The organism is Agrococcus baldri, assembly GCA_900114805.1.
GTDB classification, from domain to species: Bacteria; Actinomycetota; Actinomycetes; order Actinomycetales; family Microbacteriaceae; genus Agrococcus; species Agrococcus baldri.
Window position 1 is genome coordinate 29854 of the sequence record FOZN01000001.1, and the last position, 19116, is coordinate 48969.

Sequence of the window (19116 nt, forward strand, 5' to 3'; positions counted from 1 at the left end):
TGGTCGCCGGCGGCGATCAGCGCTTGTCGAGCACGGCCGAGACCTTCTCGCCTGCGGTCTGCAGCAGCAGCACGCAGACGATCACGATCACGATCGTCGAGTACATGAGGGGGTAGTCGTACTCCTGGTAGCCGAAGCGCAGGGCGAAGTCGCCCAGGCCGCCGCCGCCGACGATGCCGAGCACCGTCGAGTAGGAGATGAGGCTGATGGAGGCGCTGGTGAGCGCGTAGACGAGACCCGACCGCCCCTCGACCAGGAGGAAGTGCACGACGGTCTGGAACACATCCGCCCCCATCGACCTCGCGGCGTGCAGCACGCCCGAGGGCACCTCGAGCAGGATCTGCTCGACGAGCCGCGCGTAGAGCGCGATGCCGACGAAGCAGAGCGGGAAGGTGGCCGCTCCGGTGCCGAAGGTGGTGCCGTAGAGCAGCCGGGTGAGCGGGATGAGGAAGACCACGAACAGCAGGAACGGGAACGAGCGCACGATCGTGACGTACAGGTTCGCGACCGCCCAGGTCGGGCGGTGCTCCTTGGGTCCGCCGGGGCGCGTGAGATAGATGGTGACGCCCAGCGGCAGGCCGACGAGCACCGCGGCGAGGAGCGAGAAGGCGAGCATGTAGCCCGTCTCGGCCATCGCCACACCGATCTGATCGGCGTTGGCGGTCAGCGATTCGAGGAAGCCGCTCATGCGCCCAGCACCCGCTGCGCATGCGCCAGGTAGCTGTCGCGCTCACCGCGGGCGGCGGAGCGCACGACCGGGAAGACGCTGCGCAGCACGCCGCCCTCGAGGACGGCGGCGCGGTCGGCGATCGCGGCGACGGAGTCGAGCTCATGGGTGACGAGCACGACGGTGGCGCCGAAGTCGCGCCGGGTCGCGGCGAGCAGCTCGAGCACATCCTCGGTCGCGCGCGTGTCGAGCGAGCTGGTGGGCTCGTCGGCGAGCAGCAGGCCCGGCCGGGTGACGAGCGCGCGAGCGATGGCGACGCGCTGCTGCTGGCCGCCGGAGAGCTGCGCCGGGTAGTGGTCGGCGCGGTCGGCGAGGCCGACGTAGTCAAGCAGCTCGGCGACCAGCGCCGGATCCTGCGTGCGCTGCAGCTTGAGCGGCAGCGCCACGTTCTGCCGGGCCGTGCGGTTGCCGAGCAGGTTGAAGCGCTGGAAGATCATGCCGATGCGGCGCCGCAGCAGCCGGATCTCACGGCCGCTGAGCCGCTGCGGGTCGGTGCCGTCGATGACGACGCGCCCCTCGGTGGGATGCGTGGCGGCGTCGAGCAGGTTCAGCATCGTCGACTTGCCGGCGCCGGATTCGCCGACGATGCCGATGATCTCGCCGCGCTCGATCTCGAGCGTGACGTCGTCGAGCGCGGTGACGCTGCCGTACTGCACGGAGACGCCCTCGAAGGCGGCGATCGGGCCGGACGGATGCATCGTGCTGCCCTTCTCGCGAGCGTGGTGGGGTTGTTGTGCTGAGTACAACAATACCGGCCAGACATGCTTCCCCCGCATCCGGGGCGAGGCTGCGTCACCCCGCGCGAGCCGAAGACCCCTCGTGCCGCCCGGCGCCGCGGCCGCCTGGATCGGTACGGTCGATGCATGGCCACGACGAACTCGCATGAGCGCGCGCGAGGTCACGCCTCCCACCGGCGCCCCGCATCCGCCACCACCGCGTGGATCGCGACCGCGATCGACGCCGTGCTGGTCGTCGCCTTCGCCGCCATCGGGCGCGCGACGCACGACGGGGGCGTGCTCGGCGAGGCCGGCTTGGGGCTGGCGACGACGGCGTGGCCGTTCCTCGCGGCGCTCGGCCTGGGCTGGCTGCTGTGCCTCGGGTGGCGCGCTCCCTTGTCCCCGCTGCGCGCCGGCGTGCCGATCTGGCTCGCGACGGTGGCGGGCGGGATGCTGCTGCGCGCGCTGAGCGGGCAGGGCACGGCGGTGCCGTTCGTCGTCGTCGCGACGCTGACGCTGCTGCTGATGCTGATCGGCTGGCGCGTGCTGGCGGTGGTAGTCCTGCGCCTGCGGACGCGCGCTCGAGCTCGGCGGTAGCCGGCAGCGGTGTCGCAGCAGTCCCCTGCTGGCGGCGCGGAGGCGGAGGCTCAGTCGCTCGATGCGCCCACGAGCTGGTCGGCGAGTGCCGCCAGCGCGTCGCCGCCGGCGAGGTCGCCGGGCAGCAGGGGGATCTGCGCGATCGGGATCGCCCCAGCGGCGGCGCGCAGCACCGCGAGGTGCTCCTCCTCGCGACCGTGGCGCTCGGCGAGCACCGGCCCCGCGTCGCTCGGCGAGCGGCGGTTCACGACGATCGCCGCGGGGGCGATGCCCAGCGCGTCAAGCTGGCGGACGACGTCGATCGACTCGGCGACCGGGAGCCGCTCGGCGATGCCCACGACGATGAACGACGTCTGGTCGGGATCAGTGATGCTGGCGCGCATGTGCGCGAAGCGGTCGCGCCTGGCGATCAGGGTGCGCCGCAGCTCCGTGTCGGCGGTCGGCTCCGGATCCTTCGTGCCGACGACGCTGCGCGCGGCGGCGGCGAAGCGCTCCGAGCGATCCCGGCTGGCGAGCAGCGTCTCGGTCCAGCCCGTCAGCTGCTGCGGCAGCGCCAGCAGGCGCAGGGTGTGGCCGGATGGCGCGGTGTCGAAGATGACGAGGTCGTGCGAGTCGCGGCTGCTCTCGATCAGCTGCGCGATGCGCTCGAGCACCGCCGACTCGTGGCTGCCGGGAGCGGATCGCGCCTGTTCCAGGTGCTGCTGGGCCGACTGGTGCAGGCGGTCGGGCAGCAGCCGCAGCATGGTGTCGGCGACCGTCGCGAAGTGCCGATCGATCGTCGACTGCGGGTCGATCTCGACCGCATCGACGAAACCGGCACCGGCGTCGTAGACGCGCGTGAGCGCATCCGAGAGCCTGCGGTCCCACGCCTCGCCGAGGCTGTGAGCCGGGTCGGTCGAGACGACGAGCACCCGTGCGCCGTCCCTGGCGCGGGCGAGGGCGAGCGCGGCTGCGACCGAGGTCTTGCCGACGCCGCCCTTGCCGCCGACGAACAGGATGCCGCGCGAGCGCGCGATCTCTAGCAGCATGCGACGTGATCCAAGGGTGATGCGGGAATGCCGATGCGGCGGTGCCAGGCGTGGAAGTCCTGCCACACGGCGGGCATCAGCTCGGCGGAGTAGTACGCCGCGGGGTCGGGCACACCGAGCGCCTCCCCCAGCACGACGATCATGAACAGGTCGTCCTCATCGCGCTTCTCGCGCAGGAACGTGTCGCGGTACGGGCCGACGTAGAACTCGTGCAGCCCGTCGCGCAGCGCGGCCCAGCGCCGGGAGAACTCCCCCCGGCGCTGGGCCACGCTGGCGCGATGCACGTGTCAGACGTTCTCTCGCACGGCAGTGAGCTCGGCGTCCTCGCCCTCCGCCTCCGGCGGATCCTTGAGGGCCCGCCGCATCGCGCCGACCGCCTCGATGGCGACCCAGACGCTCGCCACGATGATGATGACGTCGAGCGCGAACAGCAGCCAGTCCTCGTTGCCGGCCGCCGTGAAGCTGAACAGCTGCTCGATCGCCGCCCAGAACGACAGCACGAACACCAGCACGAGCGGGATGATCGCCGGCCACGGGTTGCGCCGCTTGCGGATGAGCATCACCGCGATGATCGAGAGCGTCAGCGACGCCATGATCTGGTTGGTGGTGCCGAACAGCGGCCAGATGCGCAGACCGCCCTCGCCGCCGAGGCCCTGCGAGAACGTCAGGCCGAGACCGACCACCACGACGACGAGCGTCGCCGGGATCTTCGTGATCTTGACCTTCACGGCGTCGCCGATCTCCTGCACGATGAAGCGCAGCAGTCGCATGCCGGTGTCCATGGTCGTGGCGGCGAAGAGCACCGCCATGGTGGCGAGCACGGTGGCGCTGAGCGATGCAGGCAGCCCGAGGCCGTTCTCCATCAGTGCACCGCCGCCCTGCACGAACGCGGTGACGCCGCCGGCGCCGAACGAGCTGTAGATCTCCTCCCACTCGGCGACCGAGCGGATGCCGCCGATCACGGCCAGGATGGTGCCGAGCGAGAGCATGCCCTCGCCGACGGCCCCGAAGTAGCCGACGAAGCGGGCGTCGGTCTCCTTGTCGATCTGCTTCGAGCTGGTGCCCGAGGAGACCATGCCGTGGAAGCCGGAGATCGCGCCGCACGCGATGGTCACGAACAGCAGCGGCACCATGCTCGGCGTGCCCTCCGGCAGGTTGCCGTTGATCATGGGGGCGACGATGTCGGGCGGGTTCGCCGAGAAGAGCGCACCGATGAGCACTGCGCCGAAGAGCAGGATCAGGCCGATGAACAGCTGCACGCCGTTGATGTAGTCGCGCGGCTGCAGCAGCACCCAGACCGGCAGCAGCGAGGCGATCGCGCCGTAGATGAACAGTGCGAGGATCCACACCGTCGCCGGGCTCATGCCGAGGAAGGACTCTGGCAGCACGACCGGCACGCTGTCGCCGAGGACGATCAACGAGTAGAGGGCGATGACACCGACCACCGTGACCGGGATGAGCGGCCATTTCATGCGGTAGACGGCGACGCCGACGAGCAGCGCCACGATGATCGCGCCCCACGTCGGGATCACGGCCGTCGGGGTGCTGATGAGCAGGTTCTTGATCACGACCGCGAAGGCGGCGATCACCATGAGCAGCAGCAGGAAGATGACGACCAGGAACAGGTTCGCGCCGCGCTTGCCGATGTAGCGGCCCGAGAGCGCACCGATCGACTTGCCCTTGTTGCGCAGTGAGGCCCAGAGCGCCCCGAGGTCGTGCATGCCCGCGAAGAAGACCGTGCCGATCGTCACCCAGAGCAGCGCCGGGAGCCAGCCCCAGATGACGGCGATGGCCGGGCCGACGATCGGCGCGGCACCGGCGACCGAGGTGAAGTGGTGGCCCCAGAGGATGAACTTGTTCGTCGGCACGTAGTCGACGCCGTCGTTCAGCTCGTGCGCCGGGGTCTTGAAGCCGGCGTTCAGCCGGTAGACCCGATTGGCGAGGTATTTCGAGTAGAAGATGTATCCGCCGGCGAACATCGCCAGGCCAATGATCATGAGCACAAGGGAACCCATTGAGCTCTCCCCTTTCGCGGCGTGCGCCTTTGCATGTCGTGAGCTGCACCTGGTGGTGCTTCCTATGAATGAGCCTAGTGGGCCTCAGGCGTTGCTCAGGATCCCCCACGCCTGTTTCCGGAGTTTCCCGACCCGTGCGCAGCGGGTAGCGTGCCCGGATGGCACTGATCGACCACCTGGGCATCACCGTCGACGACCTCGACCTCGGCATCGCGCGCTTCGATCCCGTCCTGCAGGCACTCGGCTGCGAGCGCCAAGACGCGGAGGGCTCGGTCTCCTGGCACCGCGGCGACGACTCCGAGCTCATCCTCTTCCCGGCGCGCGAGCACGGTACCGGCCCGCACGTGCACGGCCGCGTCGGCTGGCAGCACCTCGCCTTCGCCGTCGACTCGCGCAGCGAGGTCGACCGCCTGCACCGGATCGCGCTCGACGCCGGCTGGTCGGCCGTGCGCGAGCCGCGGGAGTACCCGCGCTTCACCGAGCGGTACTACGCATCCTTCCTCGAGGACGAGGACGGCGTCCGCATCGAGTTCATGCACAACCCGCCGCGGGATCCCGCGCGCTGACGCATCGGATCGCTCAGGCCACCGTCACCGCGATGGTGTGCCACCCCTCGGCGCCGTCGGGAACGACGGGCACGCGCGCTCCGGACTGCACCGAGCCCGAAGCATCCGTCGCCCGCACCGCCAGCTCGTGCTCGCCCGGCGCCGCATCCCACTCGTAGACCCACTGCACCCAGGTGTCGGAGGAGATCGCGCTGGCGAGGCGCGCGGGCTGCCAGGCGCCGTCGTCGACGCGCACCTCGACGCCGCGGACGCCCGTGTGCTGCGCCCACGCGACGCCCGCGACCGTGACGGCCCCCGCATCCGCTCGCCTGCCGGCCGTGGGTACGTCGATGCGCGAGCCGATCTTCACCGGCCCGCGCGCCGCCCAGCCGCGATCCGTCCAGTAGGCGCTGTCGCGCTCGAAGGTGGTCACGTGCAGCTCGGTCACCCACTTGGTGGCGGAGACGTAGCCGTAGAGGCCGGGCACGACCATCCGCACCGGGAAACCGTGCTCGGGCGGCAGCGGCTCGCCGTTCATGCCGACGGCGAGCAGGCAGTCGCGATCCTCCTCCTGCAGGATCTCGAGCGGCGTGCTGGCCGTGAACCCGTCGACGCTGCGCGAGAGCACCATGTCGGCGCCCGCCTGCGGCCGCGCCCGTGCCAGTAGCTCACGGATCGGGTAGCCGAGCCAGACGGCGTTGCCGATCAGCTCGCCGCCGACCTCGTTCGAGACGCACAGCAGGGTGATGCTGGTCTCGGTGAGTGGCAGCGCGAGCAGCTCGTCGAACGAGAGCTCGATCTGCTGCTCGACCATGCCGGTCACCCGCAGCCGCCACTCGGCCGGGTCGACCGCGGGCACGCGCAGCGCCGTGTCGATCCGGTAGAAGCTCTCGTTCGGCGTGATCAGCGGCGAGAGCCCCTCGACGTCGAGGGACGCGGAGGCGGGGATCTGCGGCGCCGGCGTCGCAGGCCTCGGCAGGGCGATCGCCTCGCGCACGGCATCGACGGCGAGGCTCGCCGCGTTCGCCAGGCGTGCGCCGATGCCGACGACGACCGCGGCCGCGGCAGTACCGCCGAGCAGCATGAGGAATCCGCGACGAGTGACTGCGGTTCCGGATGCGTGCAGTCCCGAATGCTCCGAGTCCCGTTCGGTCCGTGCTGACCAGGCACGGAGGCGGCCGATGGCGAGGCGCAGCAGCAGGCACGAGCCGAGCGTCCCCACGACGGCCGGCACGGCCCACAACGCGCTCGCCTCTGCCCTCGTGGTGACCGCGAGCGTCCCGAAGGCGCCGACGACCAGCAGGAGCACGGTGCCCCACGGCGGTGCGACGAGCTCGAGCACCCCCGCGCCGGCTGCGAGCGCCGCGAGGAGCACGGCGAGCACGATGAGGAGGAACACCTTGTCGCCGGTGCCGAACAGCGCGATGACCGCGTCCTTGACGCCCGCGGGCGCGAGATCGATGACGAGCGAGCCCACCGCCAGGAAGGGGCTAGCCTGCGGTGCGACAACCAGCGCAGCGAGCTCTGCCATGGCGAGCCCCGCGGCCGCCGCTGTCAGCCCCACGAGCATCGACCAGAGCGTCCTCCGCTGCACGGTCATGCCGCGATCGTACGCGCGTCGCGAGTCGGCACTACTCGCGATGCGCTGCAGACGGGTGTCGCGCTACCCACACAGGCCGCAGCGCCGCGTTCCTGGCCGAGTCCGAAGCGAGCACGGTGGCTCCGCTGCGATCCATCGAGTCTTAGTGCTCCGGCAGAACTTCGTCGAGTACTGCAAACACCCACCCGGTTAGTTTGCGCACCTGTGTCTGCGCGGCTCCAGCGTGCAATGCGCTACTACCGGCGGCATACGTTTCCCGCGTGATCTTTGCGATGGACTGATCGATCAATTCGTCGAGCTCGCGCGCGTGGTCTTCACTACCGCGTTGGCGCTGAATCGCGTAACGCGTGCGCTCCGCTTGAGTTGGATTCGACTTGCTACCTTGCTGAGTGCCTTTGAACCAGGGCTGACTTCGAATTTCAGCATCGGGTGCGAGCAGTTGGATCGTAGCTCGCATCACCTCGCGGATTTCGCCCGCTGGACCCATGTAACTCAGCCGCGTCTCATCGTTCAGATCGCGAAGCGCCTGATCGAATGAATCCGCGAGGGTTGTTGACAAGGAGCGGAGGCGAGCGAGAACCTCCGCATCCCGACCCGACAGTGGCGCGCGCGCAGGCACCGAAACCTCGGCTCGCCGAGCTGGACGGCCGACCTCACGCGCAATGGTTTGGAATTCTCGCAGACGACGGAGGTACTCGGGTGATGGATAGCTGGCTTTAGGTGCTACTCGCATCGCCGTCACCATCAGACCTGAGGACATATCGACTCATACTCTTGAAAATGTCGTCGATAGTTTGCGTACTGGCATCCGCCGCGATGTGAATCTCAATATTGATGTTGACCCCTGATGAAACGGTGACGGCCGGAGCCCCACCAGTTGGAGGGAGAGCAGACGGAACCGCGGGAAGTCGAGGCGTGACCGACGGAGACTGCTCGGCCCCCGTATCGAGATCCGATCCACTTCCATTCGCAACGGTGGCTCCGCTCAAATCGACGTAGCGCTTGCCGCTCAGGTCGCGGAGAAACCCCAGATCGTTAGCACCGCTGATGATCAGGTCATAGACATCATCGAGACGAGCTGCTGGGACTCCTCTCTCTTGAAGCACGTTCTTTGCGATGGCATCCGTGGGGAGCGCGGCGTTATCGTACTTGCGCAAGAAGTCGCCGACGATCTTCGGCTTAAGAAGCGCTTCTCGCTTCGCCGCCAGATCATCGCCCTCGGTCGTCGGCCGAACAATACGGAGCCCAAGGGGAGTCAACCCGATCTCAGCTGCGTTGTAGCCTCCGCTGGTCAGACCGTATGCAACCGCCGCGCCGGTCACCCCTCGAAAGAAACCCGAGGTTGGGGTTACCCCCATACCTGCTGCAACATTCAGCGGCTTTGTGGGACTGAAGGCGTAGTTCTCCGCGATTGAGCGGGCCACGCGGAGGGCTTGGTCCAATGGGAATCCAGGAACGTCCTCTTGCGAAAGTCGGACTTTGCGAGCCTTCTTGTCAGCCGTGCTGTCGGCGCTGGAAGCGTCGGCATCGCTCATGCTTGTTCCCATCTCCGATGGCTTTTGCTCACACACTAACGCCCAGGTAATGCCCTACGCGCCACGACACGCCCGATGAGGGCGTCTGCAGACGATCCGGGTCTTTTTGGGGCCGCAAGTGTTCTCGCGACATGCAGAAGGCCCGGAGGCTCTTTCGAGCTTCCGGGGCTTTCTCTGTCGGGCTGACAGAATTTGAACATCACTCTTAAACCGTCGGCGTGCTCTCTCACACTTCGGTCGCTTGCAGGGGCAGTTTTGTTTGCCAGAATTCTTATCGTCCGGAGTGCCGGATGACTGAACACGCCACGGTGCTTCAGTTCGTCCGGACGATGAATCGCGTATGCGGTGACGCAGTGCGGCTCCTCGAACTGGCCGCTACCACGCAGGATTAGGTACGTCGGAAAGACCTGCCGCGTATAGCTTTGCTTCATGGATGAGGAGAAGGCGAAGGCCGAGCGAGGCACTGCGAACGAACGTTCCGAGGCCTCGCCGAACGCCGAGGCTGCTTTGCGCACCGCGGACGCTGTTCTCGCTGTTGACCTGAGCGATGTTCCCCTGACACGGGTAACGCAGTTCGTCGTCGGTTGGTGTCGGGCGGCCTTCGCGCAAAGCCGGGTCATCGCGCATCTAGCGCTGCACGGAATGCCCTCGGCGGCTGCGCCGAACCGGCGGCTCTTTTCGGAGCTGGCCATCCGACTCCAATGGCTACGAGACCTGCCAACCGATCTCCGCCCAGGTGCAGTGGATGAGATTCTCGAAACGGCTCGCGAGAGCAAGCGGAGTACTCACAAGCACCTGGATGAGATGGGGTGGCACACGGGATTCGACCCAACCGAGATGGATGCGTTCGTGCTCAGTGCCGCCGAGGGCAAGGTTAAGGACCAGGCTCGGAAGTTCGCCGCAGCGGCCCACGCGACCGAGGTGAAAAACGGCCCGGTGTTCGCTATGTGGCGAGAGGACTCGTACCTTGCTCATCCGACTGGGCCCCTCGCGGGCGAATACGCACCCGCGGTCGATGACGAAACGCTCGGCATGGGAGTCCCGTCGGTGCTTGACGCTGACATGGAGGGACATCGCGACATCAGTTTGTTCATCGTCGTGATGACGGGTTCGCTGTTGACCGATGAGGGCATTGATGACTTTGTTGTGGGACGCCGCACGTCGGCGTACTTCTCCGTCTAAGCCGACGATGCGGTGAGCGCGGGAACGTGCGCACCTTCCAGTGGCACAACACGTTCCTGTGGCAAGAGCCGGACACCCGCTATATCGCGAGTCGCTGCCGTCAAGTCACGGATCCGAATGCGCCATGGGTCATGGCAACGGCTTGAACCTGCGAACGCGGAGTCTTGAGGCGCTCTTCGGCGACACGCTCAAGGTGCGCGTTAAGCGACCAGCAGCATGAGCTTCCAAGATCCACCCGGCGTTCCGCGCCGGCGTGAAGGCGCTTGCGGCGCCAACAACGTCCGGAACGACAATGCCCCGACCAGAAATAGCTTCTGATCGGGGCTTTTTGTCGGGCTGACAGGATTTGAACCTGCGACCCCTTGACCCCCAGTCAAGTGCGCTACCAAGCTGCGCCACAGCCCGTCGATCTCGCGATCGAGGTGCCCGAAGGCAACCAAGAAAGACTATCGCATGTGGGGCGATGGTCTGCGCGCGTGGCGGGTCTCGATCCGCACCCTTCGGGCGCTACCCGACGAGCGAGCCTCAGGCGGAACCCGAGCGCCGCCGCACGAAGTCAGCCAGATCAGCAGACTGCGCCACCCGAGAGGGCTCATGCACGTACATCATGTGGCCCGCCTCGTAGTAGCGGTGCTCGACGTTCTCGCGCAGCGCATCCGGGATCTGCAGGTGCGCGACCGACTCCTCCGCCGCCGAGAACGGGGTCGCGCCGTCGAACCAGCCGTAGGCGAAGTGCACCGCCAGGTGCGGGTTCTGCCGCATGGCGCGCGAGAGTTTGTCGATCACGAACACCGGCGCGTTCTCGAACTCCTTGTAGCTCCAATGCTCGTTGACGCCCAGGCCGAACACGTGGAAGGGCCCCGAGTCACGCACAGCGAGCTCGTGGTGCAAGTAGTGCTGATACGCGGCGGAGTACGGGCCGAGGATGGCGTCCATCGACGGGTCGGCGTCCATGTGCTCGGCGATGCCGCTCGCCGCTGGCCCGGTGAAGCGGGAGTCGAGGCGGCCGACCGTCAGCCCCCGGTCGCGCAGCAGCTCACCGAAGTAGCGCCAATGCTCGATGCGCAGATCCGCGCGCTCGACGTATGACTCCGACAGCCCGGTCAGGCGCGCGATCGTGCCCACCGCATCCGCCCGCTCATCATCGGTCAGCCGGTTGCCGCGGCCGAGCACGTACGGGTAGTCGCGCGCGGCATAGGCGCGGGCCTCGTCGACGACCTCCTCGAGCGAGCGGCCCTCGTGGAAGCCGTGCTGCCACGCCGTCGCGGCGTAGAAGGGCAGGTAGAGCGCGTGGGCGCGGTCGCCGCCGCGGCCGAAGTTGGCGGTCGAGAAGTCGAGCACGCTCGAGATGAGCAGCAGCCCGTTGAGGTACATGCCCAGCGACTCCTGCAGGTGCTGGGCGAGGCCGGCCGCGCGCGTCGTGCCGTACGACTCCCCCGCCAGGAACTTCGGGCTCAGCCAGCGGCCCTCGGCGCTCACCCACTGGCGGATGATCTCGGCGACCGACTCGATGTCGGCGGTGAAGCCGTGGAAGTCCTTCGCCTTCTGCCCCTCGACGGGCCTCGAGCGCCCGGTCGAGACGGGGTCGATGAAGACCAGATCGCTCACCGTCAGCAGTGACTCCGGGTTGTCGGCGATCGCGTACGGCGGCGGCGCGAGCTCGCCCGCGTCGCCCATCACGACTCGCTTGGGGCCGAGCACGCCCATGTGCAGCCAGACGCTCGCCGAGCCCGGCCCGCCGTTGAAGGCGAAGGTCACCGGCCGCGTCGTCGGGTCGGCATCGTCGAGCGTGTAGGCGGTGATGGCGACCTGCGCGCGGGCCTTGCGACCCTTGAACACGTCGTCCTCGACCTTCTCCTCCCACAGCACCACGCGGCCGGCGCGGGCGGTGTAGGCCAGCTCGCCCTCGGGCGTGGCCAGCGTGTGGCGGGTGGTCACCAGCTCGTCGGTGACGGTCGGCTCCTGCACGACCGGCGGCAGCGTGGACTCGGACTTCGAAGCGTCTTCACTCACTCGACCGACACTATCCGACCGATTCGGCGAAGCAGGCAGCGGATGCGTCGGGTCACGGCGCGCGGTTCCGCGCGCCCGACCCCGCGGCTCAGACCCGCTCGATCACCATCGCCGAGGCCATGCCGCCGCCCACGCAGAGCGTCACGAGCGCCCGCTGCTGGTCGCGCCGCTCGAGCTCGTCCAGCGCGGTGCCGATGAGCATCGCGCCGGTCGCGCCCAGCGGGTGCCCCATCGCGATCGCGCCACCCGAGACGTTGGTGCGCTCCGGGTCGACGCCGGTCTCGCGCAGCCAGTGCAGCACGACGGATGCGAAGGCCTCGTTGATCTCGAACAGGTCGATGTCGTCCTGGCTGAGCCCGGCGCGGGCGAGCACGCGCTCGGTGGCGGCGACAGGCCCCGTGAGCATGAGCGTCGGGTCGGAGCCGACCGAGGTGGAGGCCACGATGCGCGCCCGGGGTGCGAGCCCCAGCGAGTCGGCTGCGGCGCCGCTGCCGACCACGACCAGCCCCGCCCCGTCGACGATGCCGGAGGAGTTGCCGGCCGTGTGCACGTGCTGCAGCGTGCGGATCTCCGGGTGCTCGCGCCGCACGACGGCGTCGAAGCCGCTGGCGCCGAAGACCTCGAATGCCGGTGCCAGCCCGGCCAGCGCCTCGGGCGTCGTGCCCGGGCGCATGTGCTCGTCGCGGTCGAGCAGCGGTACGCCGTCGGGCGTCGAGACCGGCACGATCGAGCGGTCGAAGCGGCCCTCGTCCCACGCGGCGGCGGCCCGCTGCTGCGACCGCAGCGCGTAGGCGTCGACGTCCTCGCGCGAGAAGCCGTCCTTGGAGGCGATGGCGTCGGCGCTGACGCCCTGCGGGATGAGGCTCCAGGGCTTCAGGATCGTCGCGTCGGTCGCGTAGGGCCCGCCGTCGGCGCCCAGCGGCACGCGCGACATCGACTCCACGCCGCCGGCGACGATCAGGTCGTCGAAGCCCGCCGCGATGCGGCCGGCGGCGGTCGTGACCGCCTCCAGGCCCGAGGCGCAGTAGCGGTTGACCTGCATGCCGGGCACGCTGTCGGGCAGGCCACCTGCGTGCACGGCGGCGCGAGCGAGCACGCCGCCCTGCTCGCCCACCGCTGAGACGGTGCCGAGCACGACGTCGTCGATCCGCTCGGGTGCGACGCCGCGCCCCTCGAGGGCGGCCAGCAGCCCGCCGGCGAGCTGCACCGGGTGCACCTCGGCGAGCGAGCCTCGTCGGCGGCCCCGCGGGGTGCGCAGCGCGTCGAGGATGAAGGCGTCAGCCATGGTGATCTCCCTGGTCGATGGTCGGTGATTCGTGCAGCAGTCGTGCGCCGCCGACGACCGCGATCCGCGGCGGCGTGCGCACGAGCGCATCCATTGCGTGCTCGGCGTCGAGCAGCACCACGTCGGCTCGAGCGCCCGGCACGAGATCATGCACCGCGCGGCCGACGAAGCCGGCGGCGTCGCTCGTGGCGAGCTCGACCACGCGGTGCAGATCTTCGTCGCGCACGATCGATGAGGCGCGCGCGAACTGCCGGGCGATCGCAAGCGTGTCGCCGTCCCCGTAGGGGCTCCACAGGTCGCGGATGCCGTCGGTGCCGAAGGCGAACGCCACCCCGGCCGCGTCGAATTCGGCGAGCGGCAGCTGGGGCAGGCGCAGGGGCGCCACGGTCGTGAACGTGATGCCGAGCTCGCCCATGGCCTGCAGCAGGTCGCGGCGCTGCGCCTGAGGCAGCTGCGCGATGGCGAAGCCGTGGGCGATGTTCACGCGGCCCGCGAGGCGCAGCCGGTCGGTGCGGGCGACGATGAGCTCGAGCTGGAAGGCGCCGAGCTCGGCGGCGTCGTGGAGGTGGATGTCGATGCCGACCCCGTGCCGCTCGGCGAGCCCGAAGATGCCGTCGAGCTGCCCGACCGGGTCACGGTCGATCGATGCCGGGTCGAGGCCGCCGATGTGGTCGGCGCCCGCGGCGGCGGCAGCGTCGAGCAGCTTCAGCACGCCGGGCCGGCGCAGCACGCCGTCCTGCGGGAAGGCGACGATGGTCGCCTCCACCGCGCCGTCGTACGCGGCGACCGCCTCGCGCACCGCCTCGATGCCGCGCAGCCGCACCCCCAGGTCGACGTCCACGTGCGTGCGCAGCGCCGTCGTGCCGTGCCGCACGTGCGCATCCAGCACCGCGGCGGTGCGCTCGAGGCTCGGGATGCCCAGCTCGTCGCGACGCGCGCGCTCGTGCCGGATCCGGCCGTCGGTGCCGCCGTCCCCGCCGTACGACTGCCACGGCAGCCCCAGCCACGACTTGTCGATGTGGGCGTGCGCGTTGACGATCGTCGGCAGCGCCAGCAGCCCGCGCCCGTCGAGCACGTCGGCGCCGATCGAGTGGCTGCCGAGCGCGCCGGACCGGTGCGGCGCGACCGACGCGATGCGATCGCCCTCGAAGACGATGTCGACGGCGGCCTCGCCCCAGGGCCGCACGTTCGCGATGCCGGTGAGCCTGCGCATCCTCACGACTCCCGGATGGCGCGCTCGACGCGGCCGGTGAATCGGGTGACGCGCTCGAGCAGCGACTCGGCGCGCGCGGCGATGCGGTCGGAGGTGACCAGGTGCGGCGGGCCGGTGCGGATGATGTGCGAGCAGTCCAGCGCATCGCAGATGTAGGTGCCCATCGAGCTGCCGGTGTCGCCGTCGAGGCCGGCGAGCCGGGCGCTGAACATGCGCACCTGCGTGGCGGGCTGCGTCGAGTGGCACAGCGAGCACATCGCGGCGATGCCGGGGCGCAGACCGCCCGGCGCGCCGTGCACCACGACGCCGATCAGCTCCTCGCCGCGCCAGTGCACCATGTAGCCGAGCCGGTTCGAGCGCGGATCGCGCCAGCCGAGGTACTCGCGCTCGCCCCAGATGGTCTCGTGCAGCCCCGGCATCGGCAGCTGCTCGAGCTCGCGCCGCGTCGCGTTCACGAAGCAGCTCCGCAGCTCGCTCTCGGTCACCTCGCGCATGTGCTCGACGCTATCGGATGCGTGTGCACGGCGAAGAGGGTTTGCCGCCGTCGGGCTTCCACCCAGGAGAGTCCCGACGGCGGCAAGTCTGTGTCAGGCCGGCAGCAGCTGCCGGGCCTTGGCCATCTGGTCGGCCATGTGCTCGATGACGCGGATCACCTGCGACGAGTAGCCGTACTCGTTGTCGTACCAGACGTAGAGCACCAGATGGCGGCCGGATGCGATGGTCGCGAGACCGTCGACGATGCCGGCGCGGTTGTTGCCGACGAAGTCGGTCGAGACCACCTCGGCCGAGTCGGTGAAGTCGATCTGCGCCCGCAGCTCGCCCGTGAGCGAGGTCCGGCGCAGCAGCTCGTTGACGGCGTCGCGGTCGACGTCCTGCTCGAGCGAGAGGTTCAGGATGGCCATCGACACGTCGGGCGTGGGCACGCGGATGGCGTTGCCGGTCAGCTTGCCCTCGAGCTCCGGCAGCGCCTTGGCGACGGCCTTCGCGGCGCCGGTCTCGGTGAGCACCATGTTCAGCGCCGCCGAGCGGCCGCGCCGCTGGCCCTTGTGGAAGTTGTCGATCAGGTTCTGGTCGTTCGTGTACGAGTGCACGGTCTCGACGTGGCCGTGCTCGATGCCGTACGCGTCGTTGATGACCTGCAGCACCGGCGTGATCGCATTGGTGGTGCAGGAGGCGGCGGTGACGATGGTGTCGCTCGGCTCGATCGTCTCGTGGTTGACGCCGAAGACGATGTTCTTGAGCGGGTTCTTGCCGGGCGCGGTCAGCACGACGCGCTCGACGCCCGGGCGGCCGAGGTGCTGCGCGAGGCCGTCCTGGTCGCGCCAGCGGCCGGTGTTGTCGACCACGATCGCGCGCTGGATGCCGTGCTGCGTGTAGTCGACGGTCGCCGGGTCGTCCGAGTAGATGACCTGGATGAGCGTGCCGTTGGCGAGGATCGTGTTCGCCTCGGTGTCGATGTCGATGGTGCCCTGGAAGGCGCCGTGCACCGAGTCGCGGCGCAGCAGGCTCGCCCGCTTCTCGAGGTCGTCCTCGCCGCCGCGGCGCACCACGATGGCGCGCAGGCGCAGGCCGAGGCCGCTGCCGGCGTGGCCGATCAGGATGCGCGCGAGCAGGCGCCCGATGCGGCCGAAGCCGTAGAGCACCACGTCGGTCGGCTCGTCCTGCGACCAGGAGGGCAGCTCGGCCAGCTGCTCGCGCACCCACCCCTCGAAGCCCTCGGCCGGCGCGTCGACGAGGATGCGGCCCAGGTCGAGCGAGATGCCGCGCAGCTCGAGCTCGTCGACGATGCGCAGCACGGCCATCGACTGCTCGATGCTCAGCACGTGCTCGCCGATGCGGCGGGCCCACTTGTGCGCCTTCATGATGTCGATCGGCGACTGGTTCACCAGCTTCTTGCCGTGCACGTGGGTGACGACATCGCGCTCCCGGTACAGGCGGCCGATGATCGGCACGGCGAGCTCAGCGAGGGCGACGCGGTCGAGCCACGCCTGGTGGGCGCTGTCGACGGGCAGAGAAGATGCGGTGGGCACGTCTTCACGATAGGCAAGCGGATGCGTCCCCATCGGCCCGCAGGCGCATCAGGTTGCGCGCAACCTCACGGTGGCGAAAGTTCACGGGAACTTTCGCCCGCCCGGCTCAGGACACGTAGGCCTTGCCGAGCTTCCAGTAGCCGGTGAAGGTGATGCGGCGCTTGTCCATGCCTCGGTCGCGGACGAGGTGTCGGCGGGCGCCGGTCGCGAGCGCCTGCTCCCCCGCCGAGTAGGCATAGCCCAGGTCGTCGACCAGCGCCAGGCCGCGCAGCTCCTCGAGCGCGGCGTCGCCGGCGCGGGCGTCGCCGCGCTCGATCCAGCGCACGTCGACGCCCGCCGGCGCCGTCACCGGCTGGATGTCGTCGCGGTGACCGACCTCGATCATGGCGACCCCGCGCATCCGCTCATCGAGTGAGCCGCAGATGCCGGCGATCGCGGGCAGCGCCGACTCGTCGCCGACCATCAGCACCTCGCCGGGCTGGCCGTCGTCGTTGTAGAGCAGGCCCTCGTCGAGCAGCACGGCGCGCTCGCCGCGCTCGACGCCCATCGCCCATGCGGCGCCGGGGCCCGGGTCCTCGTGGCAGACGAAGTCGATGTCGAGCTCGCCCGCTTCGAGGCGGAAGTCGCGCACCGTGTAGTTGCGGATCCAGGGGCGCTGGGAGGAGCGCATCGCCAGGTACTGCGGGAACCAGGTCGCCGGGCTCGTCGGGATGCGCAGCTCGTCCTGGCCGTCGCGGCGCATGAAGAAGCGGAACCACTGGTCGTAGCCCTGCGGCGTCATCGCCGAGACCTCGTCGCCGCCGAGCGTGACCCTGCGGATGTGCGGGGAGAGCTGCTGGTTCTCGAGCACCTCGAGCTCGATGAACTTGGGTGCGACCGCCGCGACGCGCTCGGGTCCCGCCATGTCCGCCTCCGGTGTCTGCCGTCGTTGCGCCCCAAGTGAGGCAAGCCTTACCTGACCAATGTAGCAACCCGGGTGCCCCAGCGCATCCGCGTACGCTGGAGGCAGCATGCAGCTCTCTCCCCCGCGCCGGTTCCTCGCGCTCTTCACGCTCGCGCTCGGCGGCTTCGGCATCGGCACCACCGAGTTCGCGACCATGGGCATCCTGCCGCTCGCGGGCGTCGACCTGGTGCCCGGCTTCGAGGCCGACCCCGCCGGGGGCATCGCGCACGCCGGCTGGCTGATCACCGCCTACGCCCTCGGCGTCGTGGTGGGCGCGCCGCTGGTGTCGATCTGGGCGGCGAAGCTGTCGCAGCGCACGCTCGTGCTGCTGCTGGCCGCGGCGTTCACGATCGCGAACCTCGCCAGCGGCCTCATGCCGAGCTTCGAGCTCACCACGCTCGCGCGCTTCATCGCCGGCATCCCGCACGGCGCCTACTTCGGCGTCGCCGCGCTGCTGGCGGCCCGCATCATGGGCCCCGGGCGCCAGGGCGCCGGCGTGGCGCTCGCGATGTCAGGCTTGACGGTGGCGAACATCATCGGCGTGCCGCTGGGCACCTGGCTCGGCCAGGTCGCCGGCTGGCGCTGGACCTACGTGGCGGTCGCCGTCATCTTCCTCATCACGCTCGTGCTCGCCGCTCTGGTGCTGCCGCGCGTGCCGGGCGACCCCACCCGCAGCGCCCGCAGCGAGCTGCGCGCCTTCCGCAAGCCGCAGCTGTGGCTGATGATCGCGGTCGGCTGCATCGGCTTCGGCGGCTTCTTCGCCGTCTACTCCTATGCCGCCGAGATCGTGACGCGCGTGGCGGAGCTGCCGCCGTCGGCGATCGCGTGGCTGCTCGCCACCATCGGCGTCGGCATGACCGTCGGCAACATCATCGGCGGCTGGGCCGCCGACCGCAGCATGCGCCGCACCATCATCATCACCTTCCCGGTGCTGATCGGCTCGCTCGCGCTGTTCGCGATGCTCGGCTGGCAGCCGGTGGCGCTGTTCGCGCTCGCGTTCCTGATCGGCGGCGCCGGCTCGGTGCTCAACCCCACCATCCAGGCGCGCATCATGCGCATCGCCGGCGACGCGGCGCTGCTGGGCGCCGCCACCAACCACGCTGCCTTCAACGTCGGCAACGCCCTCGGCGCCGCCCTGGGCGGTGCCGTGATCGCCGCCGGCCTGGGCTACCTCGCTCCCGCCTGGCTCGGCGTCGGCCTCGCGAGCGCCGGGTTCCTGCTGGCGCTGTGGAGCCTCGCGATCGACCGCGGGCCCGACACCGCCGCGCACTCGGTGGTCGCGACCGTGCTCGGCCCGACGACCGCGGGCATCGAGGTGATCCATCATGAACGCGACTGACGCACAGGTCGGCGCGGAGGCTGCCGCCGTCGAAGACGCCGCCCCGCTCGCCGGCGACGAATGGGCGACCGTGCTCTGGGACGACCCCGTCACACTGCGCCCCTACGTGGTGCGCGTGCTCATGCGCCGCTTCGGCCACAGCGCCGCCCGCGCCGACGCGCTGACCTCGCAGGCCGAGCTCGAGGGGCGAGCCGTGGTCGCCCACGGTGCGCGCGAGGAGCAGGAGATGCACGTGGCCGGCCTGCATGCCGACGGCCTGGTCGCGACGCTCGAGCGGATGCCCGGGGGCGCCCAGTGAGGACCACACAGTGAGGACGACACCGTGAGGGCGACAGTGAGGACGACACC

19 protein-coding genes and 1 tRNA gene are annotated in these 19116 nt (G+C 69.8%); 5 read left to right on the forward strand and 15 right to left on the reverse strand.

Translation table 11 applies throughout. The features are described from left to right. Positions 1-16: 16 nt before the first annotated feature. A complete protein-coding gene (locus tag BM288_RS00135; RefSeq protein WP_092914720.1) occupies positions 17-688 on the reverse strand; it encodes a methionine ABC transporter permease in 672 nt (223 codons plus the stop codon). Then, complete coding sequence (locus tag BM288_RS00140; protein WP_092914722.1) at positions 685-1425, reverse strand: ATP-binding cassette domain-containing protein; 741 nt, start codon at positions 1423-1425, stop codon at positions 685-687. Before BM288_RS00140 ends, BM288_RS00135 begins: the two co-directional genes overlap by 4 nt. Positions 1426-1590: 165 nt before the next feature. Here BM288_RS00140 and BM288_RS00145 point away from each other — a divergent pair, with 165 nt between their 5' ends. Next, a complete protein-coding gene (locus tag BM288_RS00145; RefSeq protein ID WP_092914724.1) occupies positions 1591-2040 on the forward strand; it encodes a DUF3054 domain-containing protein in 450 nt (149 codons plus the stop codon). 50 nt (positions 2041-2090) lie between these two features. Here the strand turns inward: BM288_RS00145 and BM288_RS00150 are convergent, their stop codons facing one another. The 3 genes from BM288_RS00150 to BM288_RS00160 are packed head-to-tail and all read right to left on the reverse strand — an operon-like array spanning position 2091 to position 5083. Next, positions 2091-3068, reverse strand: a complete 978-nt coding sequence (locus BM288_RS00150) for an ArsA family ATPase (protein ID WP_092914726.1) — start codon at positions 3066-3068, stop codon at positions 2091-2093. Then, positions 3059-3352: a cory-CC-star protein gene (locus tag BM288_RS00155; protein WP_318255231.1), complete on the reverse strand. Its 294-nt coding sequence runs from the start codon at positions 3350-3352 to the stop codon at positions 3059-3061. Before BM288_RS00155 ends, BM288_RS00150 begins: the two co-directional genes overlap by 10 nt. Positions 3353-3355: 3 nt before the next feature. Then, positions 3356-5083 (reverse strand): carbon starvation CstA family protein, encoded by a 1728-nt coding sequence (locus BM288_RS00160; protein WP_092914730.1) that lies wholly within the window; start codon positions 5081-5083, stop codon positions 3356-3358. A 158-nt stretch (positions 5084-5241) separates the two neighbouring features. Here BM288_RS00160 and BM288_RS00165 point away from each other — a divergent pair, with 158 nt between their 5' ends. Beyond that, complete coding sequence (locus BM288_RS00165; protein ID WP_092914732.1) at positions 5242-5649, forward strand: VOC family protein; 408 nt, start codon at positions 5242-5244, stop codon at positions 5647-5649. Positions 5650-5662: 13 nt separating this feature from the next. Here the strand turns inward: BM288_RS00165 and BM288_RS00170 are convergent, their stop codons facing one another. The 3 genes from BM288_RS00170 to BM288_RS14170 form a co-directional block, all read right to left on the reverse strand. Beyond that, positions 5663-7228, reverse strand: coding sequence for a molybdopterin-dependent oxidoreductase (locus BM288_RS00170; protein ID WP_092914734.1), 1566 nt, complete (start codon positions 7226-7228; stop codon positions 5663-5665). A gap of 142 nt (positions 7229-7370) precedes the next feature. Further along, positions 7371-7787: a pPIWI-associating nuclease domain-containing protein gene (locus tag BM288_RS14165; RefSeq protein ID WP_143102955.1), complete on the reverse strand. Its 417-nt coding sequence runs from the start codon at positions 7785-7787 to the stop codon at positions 7371-7373. Positions 7788-7944: 157 nt separating this feature from the next. Then, positions 7945-8763 carry a hypothetical protein gene (locus tag BM288_RS14170; RefSeq protein WP_143102956.1) on the reverse strand — a complete coding sequence of 273 codons (819 nt, stop codon included), beginning with the start codon at positions 8761-8763 and terminating at the stop codon, positions 7945-7947. Between the two features lie 429 nt (positions 8764-9192). Between BM288_RS14170 and BM288_RS00175 the strand changes: the two genes are divergently transcribed. Then, positions 9193-9945 (forward strand): hypothetical protein, encoded by a 753-nt coding sequence (locus BM288_RS00175; protein WP_092914736.1) that lies wholly within the window; start codon positions 9193-9195, stop codon positions 9943-9945. A gap of 331 nt (positions 9946-10276) precedes the next feature. Here the strand turns inward: BM288_RS00175 and BM288_RS00180 are convergent. The 7 genes from BM288_RS00180 to BM288_RS00210 form a co-directional block, all read right to left on the reverse strand. Beyond that, positions 10277-10350 (reverse strand) — tRNA-Pro (locus tag BM288_RS00180). 120 nt (positions 10351-10470) lie between these two features. Then, on the reverse strand, positions 10471-11958 hold the full coding sequence (locus tag BM288_RS00185) for a S10 family peptidase (protein ID WP_318255232.1): 1488 nt from the start codon (positions 11956-11958) through the stop codon (positions 10471-10473). Between the two features lie 88 nt (positions 11959-12046). Next, on the reverse strand, positions 12047-13243 hold the full coding sequence (locus tag BM288_RS00190) for an acetyl-CoA C-acetyltransferase (protein WP_092914738.1): 1197 nt from the start codon (positions 13241-13243) through the stop codon (positions 12047-12049). Further along, entirely contained in the window at positions 13236-14456 is a 1221-nt protein-coding gene (locus BM288_RS00195; RefSeq protein WP_092914740.1) for an amidohydrolase family protein, read from the reverse strand. The genes BM288_RS00190 and BM288_RS00195 overlap by 8 nt, the downstream gene beginning before the upstream one ends. Before the next feature lie 2 nt (positions 14457-14458). After that, a complete protein-coding gene (locus BM288_RS00200; protein WP_092914742.1) occupies positions 14459-14950 on the reverse strand; it encodes an FBP domain-containing protein in 492 nt (163 codons plus the stop codon). A 93-nt stretch (positions 14951-15043) separates the two neighbouring features. Beyond that, complete coding sequence (locus BM288_RS00205; RefSeq protein ID WP_092914744.1) at positions 15044-16519, reverse strand: glyceraldehyde-3-phosphate dehydrogenase; 1476 nt, start codon at positions 16517-16519, stop codon at positions 15044-15046. Between the two features lie 73 nt (positions 16520-16592). Next, on the reverse strand, positions 16593-17390 hold the full coding sequence (locus BM288_RS00210; protein WP_092914745.1) for a siderophore-interacting protein: 798 nt from the start codon (positions 17388-17390) through the stop codon (positions 16593-16595). A gap of 106 nt (positions 17391-17496) precedes the next feature. Between BM288_RS00210 and BM288_RS00215 the strand changes: the two genes are divergently transcribed. Further along, the gene (locus tag BM288_RS00215) at positions 17497-18768 is read left to right on the forward strand and encodes an MFS transporter (protein ID WP_092914747.1); all 1272 of its coding nucleotides are present in this window, start codon (positions 17497-17499) and stop codon (positions 18766-18768) included. Continuing rightward, positions 18755-19066: an ATP-dependent Clp protease adaptor ClpS gene (locus BM288_RS00220; protein ID WP_092914749.1), complete on the forward strand. Its 312-nt coding sequence runs from the start codon at positions 18755-18757 to the stop codon at positions 19064-19066. The genes BM288_RS00215 and BM288_RS00220 overlap by 14 nt, the downstream gene beginning before the upstream one ends. The last annotated feature ends 50 nt before the right edge of the window (positions 19067-19116 follow it).